We start from the raw sequence: 12,263 nt of genomic DNA on the forward strand, positions 1-12,263 counted from the left end.
ATTTAGAAGATGTTTTTGATGATCTGACTTGCCAGGTCAACAATGTCGATGTGTAGTGAAAAATCGCTCGGACATCCGATCCCGCGGTTACAGGAGGATAATACGATCAAACTCAGCACTGCAATCCACATGGCATACTTATTTCCTTTCTTCATTTTCATATAAAATTTGACGATGGTAATGGAACAAGATTTATACCAAAAAAATTAACGTAAGTTTACGCCGTTTAGTACAAAGATAAACATATATTATTTGTTCATGCGTATTCATTTGATAGCCATAGGGGGTAGCATCATGCATAATTTGGCCATCGCTTTGAAAAAAAATGGACATTTGGTCACTGGTTCAGACGACGAGATCTACAGCCCCGCTAAGGAGCGGTTGCTCGAACACGATCTGCTTCCGGATCATGAGGGCTGGGACCCCGGCCGGATCCATCAAGGCATTGATCTGGTAATTCTCGGCATGCATGCCCGTCCCGACAATCCTGAACTCCTTCGTGCAATGGAATTAGGGGTGCCAATCCATTCTTTTCCGTCCTTCATGTACGAACACGCCAAGGACAAAACCAGGATTGTGATTGCCGGTAGTCATGGAAAAACGACCACAACTTCCATGATATTGTATGCGTTGCAGCAATCCGGAAAACCGATGGATTACCTGGTAGGGGCCCGGATCGAGGGATTTGAAGACATGGTTCACCTTTCCAACGCGACCCTCTTTATCGCCGAAGGAGATGAATATTTGTCATCGCCGGTGGACCGCCGGCCTAAGTTCATTCATTATAAGCCTCACATCGCAGTTATTACGGGGATCGCCTGGGATCACATGAATGTGTTTCCCACTTTTGAAGGCTACAAACAATTATTCGCTGATTTAATCCAATCCATGGAGCCGGAAGGAACGGTGTTGTATTGTGCGGATGATCCCAACCTGGCAAAATTAAAGGAGTTGCGACCAGATCTGGAGTGGATACCCTACCGGGCTATCCCGCATATCCAGACCAATGAAGGTACCATGCTGCGTGACCGGGATGATCATCCCTACCTGACACCGCTATTCGGAGAGCACAACATGCAAAATATGAAGGCGGCATTGGAAGTTTCTATGAAACTGGGCCTGACGGAGAAGCAATTTCTGGAATCCATGGGTAGTTTCCGTGGTGCCTCGAAACGATTGCAATTGCTCGCACGGGGTAAGGATTCACTCTGTTACCTGGATTTCGCACACGCCCCATCCAAAGTGCGGGCTACGGTGCAGGCCGTGCGGCGACAATATCCGGATCATACGCTGATTTGTTTGCTGGAATTACACACCTTTTCTTCGCTGAACAGGGCTTTTTTACCCCAATATGCCCATACGCTGGATGGTGCAGATCACGCAGTGGTATTCTATCAGGAACATACCTTTGAGATGAAGCGCCTGCCCACGCTGATGGATACAGAAGTTGACGAGGCATTCTCCTATCCCGGATTGCGAATTCTCAAACAACCTGCGGACATACCCATATACCTTGATCAATTACCAGCAGGAAAGAAAGTATTTCTTTTTATGACTTCGGGGACTTTCGGTGGAACCAATTTACCGGACCTCGCCCGAAAGCTGGTTCAATAAACCTTTACCTGCGGTAGATGTTATTGACATACCGGATTCCATCAGGCCAATAAATTACCGGGAGTGCCCTCTTTCGAATTCAAATGCTGGAATTGGGTTCAATTCTTTAAATTTGCAGCCACAAAACAGATCAATTGACCAATGGGAAGAATAATAACCTTACGTGAAGCACTGGGTGAAGCTATGTCTGAAGAAATGCGCCGTGATGAATCGGTGTTTCTGATGGGTGAAGAAGTTGCCGAATACAACGGTGCTTACAAAGTGAGTAAGGGCATGCTGGATGAATTCGGGCCCAAACGAGTCATTGATACCCCAATTACCGAGTTGGGATTCGCCGGTATAGGTGTAGGCGCTGCCATGAACGGATTGCGTCCGATCGTGGAGTTCATGACCTGGAATTTTGCTATCCTAGCCTTTGACCAGATCGTGAACAATGCAGCCAAGACGTTGTCCCAGTCTGCCGGTCAGTTCAATTGTCCAGTAGTCTTTCGGGGTCCTTCAGGCGCTGCTGGTCAGCTGGCCCAGCAGCATTCGCAGACCTTTGAAAGCTGGATGGGAAATGTGCCGGGATTGAAGGTGATCTCGTGCATCGATCCCGCCGACTCAAAGGGACTTTTAAAATCAGCCATTCGGGACAATGACCCGGTTTGTATAATGGAATCGGAGATCATGTATGGTCACAAGGGAGAAGTGCCTGATGAAGAATATCTGGTGCCAATCGGCAAGGCTGTCGTTCGCCGCCCGGGCACCGACATTACCCTGGTCTCCTTCAACAAAATGGTTTTGGTGTGCCTGGATGCCGCTGAAGAATTGGCTAAAGAAGGAATCTCGGCAGAGGTTATTGACCTAAGAACCATCCGGCCCCTGGATATTGCTACGCTGATTGAAAGTGTCCGGAAGACGAACCGTATGGTGGTTGTTGATGAATCCTGGCCAATGTTTGGGGTATCTTCGGAGGTTGCTTACCAGGTACAGAAGGATGCATTTGACTACCTGGATGCTCCGGTACGCCGGGTGAATGCTGCCGATACTTCCTTGCCCTATGCTTCAACGCTAGTGGATGAATACCTTCCGAATCCGGAAAAAGTTATTCGGGCGGTGAAGGAGGTCATGTATATCCAGGCCTGAACAAATAATAATTAATCATTAGTTAATACTAACCTTCGAGTAATTTCCGTACTTTTGCGGCTTCATTTTTCGAAGCCTATGCAAAATATCCGAAATATTGCCATTATTGCCCACGTTGACCATGGGAAAACAACATTGGTAGACAAGCTGTTACACGCTGGTAACCTCTTCAAGGATCATGAACGTCCGGGAGAACTCATTCTCGACAACAACGATCAGGAACGCGAACGGGGCATCACCATCCTGGCCAAAAATGCTTCCGTGACCTATAAAGGGGTCAAGATCAACATCATTGACACACCGGGTCACTCCGATTTTGGAGGAGAAGTGGAGCGGGTGTTAAATATGGCTGACGGGGTATTATTGCTGGTTGACGCTTTTGAAGGCCCGATGCCGCAAACCCGTTTTGTATTGCAAAAAGCCATCGAGCTGGGTCTGAAGCCCATTGTCGTTATCAATAAAGTGGATAAAGAAAACTGCCGTCCCGACGAAGTTCATGAAGCGGTTTTTGATCTGATGTTTGAACTAAACGCAACGGATGATCAGCTCGATTTTCCTACGTATTACGGATCAGCCAAACAGGGTTGGATGGGAGAAGACTGGCAGAAGCAGACCGCTGACATCACTCCGCTCCTGGATGCGATCATACAGCACATTCCTGCCCCCATCACAGCACTGGGTCCATCGCAGATGCTGGTAACTTCGCTGGATTATTCACCCTACATCGGTCGTATTGCAATCGGTCGTGTACACCGTGGTGAGCTGAAGGTTGGTCAAAACGTGGCACTGGTCAAACGCGATGCAAGCATTGTAAAAAACCGGATTAAGGAATTATACACGTTTGAAGGACTGGGGAAAGTAAAGATCAATGCTGTCCCAGCCGGCGAGATCTGCGCCATTGTTGGTATTGAAGGTTTTGATATCGGCGATACCATTGCCGATTCGGAAGTGCCGGAAGCATTGCCTACCATCCGTATCGAAGAACCCACCATGAGTATGCGGTTTACGATCAATGACTCGCCATTTTTTGGACAAGAAGGCAAGTTTGTCACCTCCCGCCACATCAAGGATCGCCTGGAGAAGGAACTGGAGAAAAATCTTGCCATGCGGGTTGAACCGGGTGAGACTGCTGATTCTTTCATCGTATACGGCCGGGGTGTCATGCACCTTTCGGTTTTAATCGAGTCCATGCGCCGTGAAGGGTTTGAACTGCAGGTGGGACAACCTCAGGTGATTATCCGTAAGATTGAAGGCATCGATTGTGAACCGGTAGAAGAGCTGACCATTGACCTACCGGAAGAACATGCGGGTAAAGCCATCGAGTCAGTGACCCAGCGAAAAGGAGAAATGCTCTCCATGGAACCGCGTGGTTCCCGGACCTTTATTACGTTCAAGATCCCCAGCCGGGGAATGATCGGACTGAGGAATTATTTAATGAATGCAACGGCGGGAGAGGCTATTTTGGCTCACCGCTTTATCAAATACGAACCCATGAAAGGAGCCATACCTGGCCGCGTCATGGGATCCCTCATCAGTATGGAAGCTGGCAAAGCCATTGCTTACAGTATCAACAACCTGCAGGACCGGGGTAAGTTTTTCGTAAGCCCCATGGATCCGGTATATGAAGGTCAGGTAATTGGTGAAAACAACCGGCCAATGGACTTGGTCATCAACGTAACCAAGACCAAAAAACTGACCAACATCCGGGCTGCCAATGCGGATGACAAGGTAAGTATTGCGCCAGCCATTAAATTCACCCTTGAAGAAGCGCTGGAGTACATACAGTCTGACGAATATGTGGAGGTGACACCCAAGTCGATTCGTTTGCGGAAGATTTATCTCAACGAGAACGACCGGAAACGTTATTCCAGAGCAGTCAGTGTAGGGTAACCAGTACTGAGCCGGAATACCAGATGATAAGTGAAAAAAGCTAACTCTAAGGCCAACTTGGAAGGAGCTGTATTGTTAAAGTGGGTTTGGCCATTCGAGGTTCTGGTCCAATCAGATTAAGTCGACGTAATATTCCTCCTGGTGAGCTAAAGCACCATGCACTGGCCTGCAAACCGCTCCTGAACTGTACCTTTTCGTTATACGTTAAACCGGAAGTGCATGATATCACCATCATGGACGACATATTCTTTGCCTTCCACCGACATCTTGCCCGCTTCCTTCACAGCATGTTCAGACCCGAATTTCAGGTAATCGTCGTATTTGATGACTTCGGCACGGATGAAGCCGCGTTCAAAATCGGAATGAATAACGCCGGCTGCCTGGGGTGCTTTGGTGCCCCGACGGATGGTCCAGGCTCGTACTTCTTTTTCACCCGCCGTGAAGTAGGTGATCAAATCGAGCAGGTGGTAACTTGATCGAATGAGACGGCTGGATCCCGGTTCATCCAAACCCAATTCCTGGGCAAACTCACGACGTTCTTCCAGGGTATCCAATTCAGCGATGTCTGCTTCGATACCGGCACAAACGTAGAGCACTTCAGCCGGCTCTCCGATAATGGCGGCTTCCAGCTTCTTCGTGATCTCATTTCCGGAAACCACACTCAATTCATCAACATTGCAGACGTAGAGAATTGGTTTGGCAGTTAACAGCATCATGTCTTTGAGAAGCGCCTGGCCTTCATCATCCAGTTGGGCGGTGCGGGCTGGATTTCCGGCAGACAGGTGGTCCATAATCAGGACGCCGTGTTCAACGGCACGCTGGTCTTCCTTAGCTCCACTTTTTGCTTGTTTCCGCAGTTTATCGAGGCGTTTTTCCACCGTTTCCAGATCTTTCAGGATCAATTCCATATCAATGGTCTCCTTGTCCCGTACCGGATCGATGTTGCCATCAACGTGGACAATATTGTCATCTTCAAAGCAACGCACCACATGGATGATGGCATCCACTTCTCGGATATTGGCCAGAAACTGGTTGCCCAGGCCTTCACCCTGGCTCGCTCCTTTGATTAGCCCGGCGATGTCCACGATCTCAACGGTAGTCGGAATAATCTTTTGCGGATTAACCAGCTTGGCCAGCTCATCCAATCGCTTGTCTGGTACGGTGATCACGCCGATGTTCGGATCCTTGGTTGCGAAAGGATAATTAGCGGCTAACGCCTTGGCTGAGGTTAGAGCATTGAACAGGGTGGATTTACCAACATTCGGGAGACCCACAATTCCACAACGTAATGGCATACTGGTGCTTTTTTGAAAATGCGTGCAAATATACGGAAATGGCAACGATAAAAGTTACTTGCGGAGACTGTGAAGTTTCGTACTACGGTTTCGCACTAAAGCTGGAACAAACAGAAGGATGAGCAGGCATCATCATCGGCGACATCAACTGAATCCATGCTTATTTTGTTAATTTACCTTCGGCTTCGAATTCATATGATTGAATGAAGACAGGATGAATTATCTGGCACATCTGTTATTATCCCGCGAGTACCCTGAAGAGATGGTGGGCAATTTTCTTACCGACATGCTGACCTGGCAGGAACAGCAGGCTCTCGCTGGCGGGTATATGGATGGAATGATGATGCATCGTCAAATTGATGCCTATACGGACCGGCATGAGGCAGTGCGTGAATGCATCCGGCTGATCCGGGGTACGCAGGGAAAATATGCGCCGGTTGTGGTAGACATTCTCTTTGATTACCTGATCGCGCGCCATTGGTTCACTTATTACAAAGAGCCACTTGAGCTATTCGTGCTTGAAGTGTATGGTATTCTGAGTACCCACCGCACTGCGATGTCTGAACGGATCTGGTACCGGGTAGAGCGGATGATCCACGCCAACTGGCTTGTTCAGTACACGACAAAAGAGGGCCTTGAATTCGTATTTGAGCGTTTACAGAGCAGGACCAGGTTTGAGAACAATTTGCAGCTTGCCGTCCGGGACTTTATGGATCAGTACGATTTATTCGAAGCCCGGTTCAACCAGTTTTTTCCTGATCTGCTGGCACAAATTCCGGTATGGCGCGAGTCTTTTGCAGTAGAATAAGGCAGGGTTATCCCTCGAAATGAAATGAAATGGTGAACATGCGGGAGAAGATCTTCTCCAGTACATTGGATTTGGGTAACTCGTTACGATAGATCATCACATTACCGATGCCCTGGGTGAATTTTACTTCAGGTGAGAAGATGACGTAAGGGAGGAAGATCTGAAATCCGGCTCCTGCTTCGACTGAAAAATCGTGCGGAGAAAGCCTTATCTCATCGGTCAGTCGCTTGGTGCGTGATTTACTGGAGATATCGTATCCATATTTCAGGCCTCCGACGAGGTACAGTTTGACATCCTTGTATGGTTTGGATTTGTAGCGGATCTGGAATGGAATCTCAAAAAAGCTGGATTCAATGCTGGTGGTATCATTGGTGAGCAGAGCACTTCCGCTGTATCGTATGTTGCGTTCGATGAATGCAAATGAAGGAATTACCCGCAAATCAAAATAGTCTCCGACTTTCATATTGGTGATAACACCGACGGTAAATCCGGGTCCTCCGATCGACTCTACGGTTTTTATCACTTCATTGCCAATGAATCTTCTTCCTCTGTCGATTTGATAATTGGAATTATTGATACCGAAAGAAAGTCCGAAGTAGTATGCTTTGTTGGCAAAATCCCGGTAATTGTTGCCGTAGTTGGATAGTCCCTGTGCCCTTAATGAATGAAGTGCGGTGCCAAGGCACAACATCACAAGAATCAATGACCGGGTTTGTATCCTAAATAAATGGTACATATTCCAAAACTTAATGGCCGGTAAACACAATTTCTAAAACCGGCGGCTTCCAGAATGCCCTGCATTTCCCGATATTCAGGAAATACCTGGACAGATTCGTACAAATAGCGGTACGCACGCGCATCCCTGGACTTTAGCTTTCCTATTAACGGCAGGAGGTACTTAAAATATATATGAAAGACCTGTTTTATGGGAAATATTCTCGGCCGGCTGAATTCAAGGATAAACAATCCACCACCGGGCTCCAATACCCGGAAGATCTCTTTGATCCCCGCGGACAGGTTTTCAAAATTTCGTACACCAAATGCAACGGTTGCTGCACCGTAGCGGTTATCGGGAAAAGGTAAATGCTCACTGTCACCCTCGATGAAGGTCACGGCAATCCCTTTGGCTGCCGCTTTCCGGCGGGCGATCTCCAGCATACCAGGGCTGAGATCCAACCCGGTAATGGACTCAGGAGACAAAAACCTTGCCGCTTCGAATGCGACGTCTCCGGTACCGGTGGCAATATCCAGGAGTGAAGTAGGCTCTGATTTGCGCAAATAAGCCAGTAGTTTCTTCCGCCAAAGCACATCGGTTCCGACCGATAGGAAGCGGTTTAGAAAATCATAAGTAGGTGCAATGTTGTCAAACATTTGCTTTACCTCTTCCTTTTTCGTTGAGCCTTGCTGATCGTATGGTTTGACAGTTTCCGGCATGCAGTTGTACTTCTGAAATTGATGGAATTTAGTCCTGAAATCAAGCGTTTCATTCCAGGCAGCGCAAAGATACATTAATTGACAGACCGGGTCATTATATTAGAAAATCCTAAATATAAAAATGGGATAATTTCGTATCTTTGCACATTCAAATTTTAAAGGCGCACTATGTCTAAATCGAGGATATATCCCATTAATATAGAAGATGAAATGAAGACCGCCTACATCGACTATTCGATGTCGGTCATTGTAGCCCGTGCCTTACCGGATGTCCGGGATGGATTAAAGCCCGTTCACCGCCGGGTATTGTACGGTATGGATGAATTGGGCGTTCAATACAATAAATCCCACAAGAAGTCTGCACGTATTGTCGGTGAAGTACTGGGTAAGTATCACCCGCATGGTGATGGTTCGGTTTACGATGCCATGGTCCGTCTGGCACAACCCTGGTCGATGCGTTATCCGCTGGTCGATGGACAGGGGAACTTCGGATCAATGGACGGTGACAGCCCGGCAGCCATGCGATATACCGAAGCACGGCTGGAGCGTATCAGCTCGGAGATCCTGGCGGATATCGACAAGGACACAGTTGACTTCACGCTTAATTTCGACGATACGCTGCAGGAGCCCACGGTGATGCCAACCCGTATTCCAAACCTGCTGATCAACGGAGCTTCTGGTATTGCCGTCGGGATGGCTACGAATATGTTGCCACACAATCTGCGGGAGGTGATCGAGGGGATCCATGCTTCCATTGACAATCCCGACATTACCATCGAAGAACTCATGCAATTTGTGCATGGCCCGGATCTTCCTACCGGAGGGATTGTCTATGGTTTGTCCGGTGTCAGGGAGTATTTCGAGACGGGAAGAGGACGGGTCGTTGTGCGTGGCAAAGCGGAAATTATCGGCGAACCAGGTAAGGAATCCATCATCGTATCCGAGATACCTTTTATGGTGAACAAAGCCACCCTGGTGGTTAAAATCGCCGAACTGGTACAGGATGAGAAAATTTCGGGCATCAGCGATATCCGTGATGAGTCGGATCGTAATGGCTTGCGGATCGTAGTAGACCTCAAACGCGATGCGATTCCCAATGTTGTCCTTTCGAAGTTGTATGCCTACTCACCTCTCCAGACCTCCTATGGGGTGAACAACATCGCCCTGGTCAATGGCCGTCCACGGACTCTCAGCCTGAAAGAGTTGATCGATGAATTTATCAAATTCAGATTAGAGGTTATCGTTCGCAGGACCCGGTATGAACTGGAACAAGCCGAAAAGCGGGCTCACATCCTGGAAGGACTCCTCATCGCCATCGATCACCTCGATGAGGTTATCGCACTGATCCGCAGCAGCGCCAGTGTAGATGATGCCCGTACCGGGTTGATGAATACTTTCGCATTGTCCGAGATCCAGGCCAATGCCATCCTGGCTATGCAGTTGCGGGCACTGACCGGCCTGGAACGCGACAAATTGAGAGCAGAATATGAAGAGGTCAAGGCTCTTATCGAACGCCTCAAAGCAATCCTTGCCGATGAGGGAATCCGGAAGCAGATCGTAAAGGATGAACTCCAGGAGATCAAGGATCGCTATGGCGATGACCGCCGCACGGTGATCAATCCGGCAGAAGGCGAGATCAACATCGAGGACCTGATCCCTGACGACGACGTCGTGATCACCATCTCCCACCTGGGTTACATCAAGCGGACCAAAGTAAGCGAATACCGGCTGCAGGGTCGTGGCGGACGTGGTGCCAAAGGCAGCAAGACCCGGAATGAGGATTTCATCGAGCATATGTTTGTCGCCTCAAACCACAACTACCTGTTGTTATTTACGGAATCAGGGAAATGCTTCTGGTTGCGGGTGTTTGAGATCCCTGAAGCTTCCAAAGTTTCCACGGGCAGAGCCATTCAGAATTTGCTTAACCTGGCATCAGAAGATGCAGTAAAGGCATATATCAAAATCCAGGACCTCAATGACCAGGATTTTGTGAATGAACACTACATCGTATTTGCTACGAAGAAGGGCATGCTCAAGAAGACACCGGTCGAAGCGTTCTCTCGTCCCCGTGCGAATGGGATCATTGCGATAACCATTAACGAGGGAGACACCCTTTTGGAGGCACGGTTGACCAATGGTTCCAATGAGATCATCCTGGCCAATCAGGGTGGACGGGCGATCAGGTTCCCGGAAAAGACAGTGAGACCGATGGGACGCTCTGCAGCCGGCGTCAAAGGTATGACCCTGCATGACGACAAGGATGAGGTCATCGGAATGATCTGCGTGGATCCGCTGGATCCCAGTGCAACCATTTTGGTCATTTCTGAAAAAGGGATGGGTAAGCGGTCACTGCTTGAAGACTACCGCATCACCAACCGGGGAGGAAAAGGAGTTAAAACCATGTCCATCTCTGAAAAAACGGGTCCGCTGGTTGCCATAAAACTGGTTACGGACGAGGATGAATTAATGATTACCGGGAAATCAGGAATTGTGATCCGCATGGAAGTGTTGGACTTAAGAACGATGGGACGTGCAACGCAGGGTGTCCGGGTGATAAAATTGACAGAAGATGATCAGATTGCGGACGTTGCTGTATTGTCTAAGGAAGAAAGCGACGAAGAAGAATAATAATTAACGAAACTGTAAGGTTATCTTAACGTTTTCTAAAGTGATTATAGATCTTTGGTTCGTCCTAATAGCGATACAAGATTTCATACATTTGTAAATATTAACTTAGAGACTATGAAAAAAGCGTTTTTTGCTTTGATTTTTCTGGCGGCAGGAGCAGTAGCCATGCATGCCCAGGCTGACATTAAAGAAGCCAAGAAAAATCTAAAGACTGCACAAAAAGCCGTCAGCCTATACAATCTGGACAACCGGGCCAATTCCGCAAAACTGGAAGAAGGCGTTGACGCAATCAAACTAGCTCTTCAGAATGATGAGTTGAAAGCAACAGCAGCTCCTTTCCTCGCTGAAGGTGACCTTTACCTGGCAGTGGCCAGCCGAGATGTTTCCATGCCTATGCTTGATCCGGAGTGGAAGACCGTGGACTACAATGCAGCTCAATTAGCCTATGAGGCCTATACAGCTGCTTTACCATTGAGTGAGAAGAAATTTGAGTCGGAAGCAGCATTAAAAGGACTGAGCGAAACGGCAGGATATATCAACAATGCAGCCGTGGATGCTTATAATAAGAAGGATTTTGAAAATGCCTACAAAGGTTTCGCCACGATGCTGAAGATCCATGACTTGCTCACGGAGAATGGCAAAGAAAGCTTTTTAGCTGACGATGCTAAGGTGAATGACCAATATCTCTTCACCGGTATTTGTGCGCTCCAGGCCGGAGCTCTGGACGTTGCCGAGGAATACCTTACCAAACTGCTAAGTCGCGGATACAACGAACCAGGTATCTATGAATCACTGTTTAACCTGTATCAGGCTAAAGGCGATAAAGAAAAGGCAAAAAAATACCTGGAGGATGGACTTGCTAAATATCCGGAAGACACCGGTTTGCTTTTTGCCCAGATCAATTTGTATCTGCAGGAAGAGCGCACCGATGAACTGGTTGGCAAATTGGAAATGGCTATTGACAAAGAGCCAACCAACAAATCCCTGTACTCCACCCTGGGCCAGGTACATGATAAGCTCTATCAGGCTTATGACCAGCAAGGCAATGAGGCAGAAGCCAACAGACATTTCGATGCTGCTTTGAAAAATTATGAGAAAGCCCTGGAAATAGACCCGGAATATTCGGATGCCGTCTACAGCATTGGAACCCTGTATTACAACAAAGCTGCTTTGATGTCACAGGAACTCAATGAGTTGGCCAGTGATTATTCGAAAGAAGGGATCAAGAAATACGATGCGTTGAAAGCCAAGATCGATGTCATTTTCGATCAGGCCTTGCCCTACTTCCAAAAAGCAGAAGCGCTTGACCCGATGGAGCGTAACGCTTTAATCGCCCTGAAAGAGATCTACGCCCGTAAGAATCAGTTGGATCTGTCCAACGAATTCAAAGATCGTCTTGATAAGATCGATGCAGGCGGGACCATTTCCAGCAGCTACTTCAAGAAAAACTAATTCGGTTCTGAACC

General features: G+C 47.9%; 10 protein-coding genes. 6 read left to right on the forward strand and 4 right to left on the reverse strand.

All coding sequences use genetic code 11. The annotated features are described in order from the left end of the window. Positions 1–2: 2 nt before the first annotated feature. A complete protein-coding gene (locus H6570_06525) occupies positions 3–155 on the reverse strand; it encodes a hypothetical protein (protein MCB9318917.1) in 153 nt (50 codons plus the stop codon). A 103-nt stretch (positions 156–258) separates the two neighbouring features. Here H6570_06525 and H6570_06530 point away from each other — a divergent pair, with 103 nt between their 5' ends. The 3 genes from H6570_06530 (at position 259) to typA (ending at position 4,632) form a co-directional block, all read left to right on the forward strand. Further along, a complete protein-coding gene (locus H6570_06530) occupies positions 259–1,614 on the forward strand; it encodes a peptidoglycan synthetase (protein ID MCB9318918.1) in 1,356 nt (451 codons plus the stop codon). A gap of 141 nt (positions 1,615–1,755) precedes the next feature. After that, positions 1,756–2,742: a pyruvate dehydrogenase complex E1 component subunit beta gene (locus tag H6570_06535; protein ID MCB9318919.1), complete on the forward strand. Its 987-nt coding sequence runs from the start codon at positions 1,756–1,758 to the stop codon at positions 2,740–2,742. A gap of 78 nt (positions 2,743–2,820) precedes the next feature. After that, on the forward strand, positions 2,821–4,632 hold the full coding sequence (gene typA, locus H6570_06540) for a translational GTPase TypA (GenBank protein MCB9318920.1): 1,812 nt from the start codon (positions 2,821–2,823) through the stop codon (positions 4,630–4,632). A gap of 197 nt (positions 4,633–4,829) precedes the next feature. On the opposite strand, the gene ychF is transcribed toward typA, so the two are convergent. Further along, entirely contained in the window at positions 4,830–5,927 is a 1,098-nt protein-coding gene (gene ychF, locus H6570_06545; GenBank protein ID MCB9318921.1) for a redox-regulated ATPase YchF, read from the reverse strand. A 214-nt stretch (positions 5,928–6,141) separates the two neighbouring features. Between ychF and H6570_06550 the strand changes: the two genes are divergently transcribed. After that, positions 6,142–6,735, forward strand: a complete 594-nt coding sequence (locus tag H6570_06550) for a DUF479 domain-containing protein (GenBank protein ID MCB9318922.1) — start codon at positions 6,142–6,144, stop codon at positions 6,733–6,735. A 7-nt stretch (positions 6,736–6,742) separates the two neighbouring features. Here the strand turns inward: H6570_06550 and H6570_06555 are convergent, their stop codons facing one another. Both H6570_06555 and ubiE read right to left on the reverse strand, forming a co-directional pair. Further along, positions 6,743–7,438, reverse strand: a complete 696-nt coding sequence (locus H6570_06555) for a PorT family protein (GenBank protein ID MCB9318923.1) — start codon at positions 7,436–7,438, stop codon at positions 6,743–6,745. Then, positions 7,435–8,169 carry a bifunctional demethylmenaquinone methyltransferase/2-methoxy-6-polyprenyl-1,4-benzoquinol methylase UbiE gene (gene ubiE, locus H6570_06560; protein ID MCB9318924.1) on the reverse strand — a complete coding sequence of 245 codons (735 nt, stop codon included), beginning with the start codon at positions 8,167–8,169 and terminating at the stop codon, positions 7,435–7,437. Before ubiE ends, H6570_06555 begins: the two co-directional genes overlap by 4 nt. Positions 8,170–8,337: 168 nt before the next feature. Between ubiE and gyrA the strand changes: the two genes are divergently transcribed. After that, positions 8,338–10,797, forward strand: coding sequence for a DNA gyrase subunit A (gyrA, locus tag H6570_06565; protein ID MCB9318925.1), 2,460 nt, complete (start codon positions 8,338–8,340; stop codon positions 10,795–10,797). A gap of 114 nt (positions 10,798–10,911) precedes the next feature. Beyond that, positions 10,912–12,249, forward strand: coding sequence for a tetratricopeptide repeat protein (locus tag H6570_06570; protein ID MCB9318926.1), 1,338 nt, complete (start codon positions 10,912–10,914; stop codon positions 12,247–12,249). Positions 12,250–12,263: the final 14 nt, after the last annotated feature.

Source organism: Lewinellaceae bacterium, assembly GCA_020636135.1.
GTDB lineage: Bacteria > Bacteroidota > Bacteroidia > Chitinophagales > Saprospiraceae > JAGQXC01.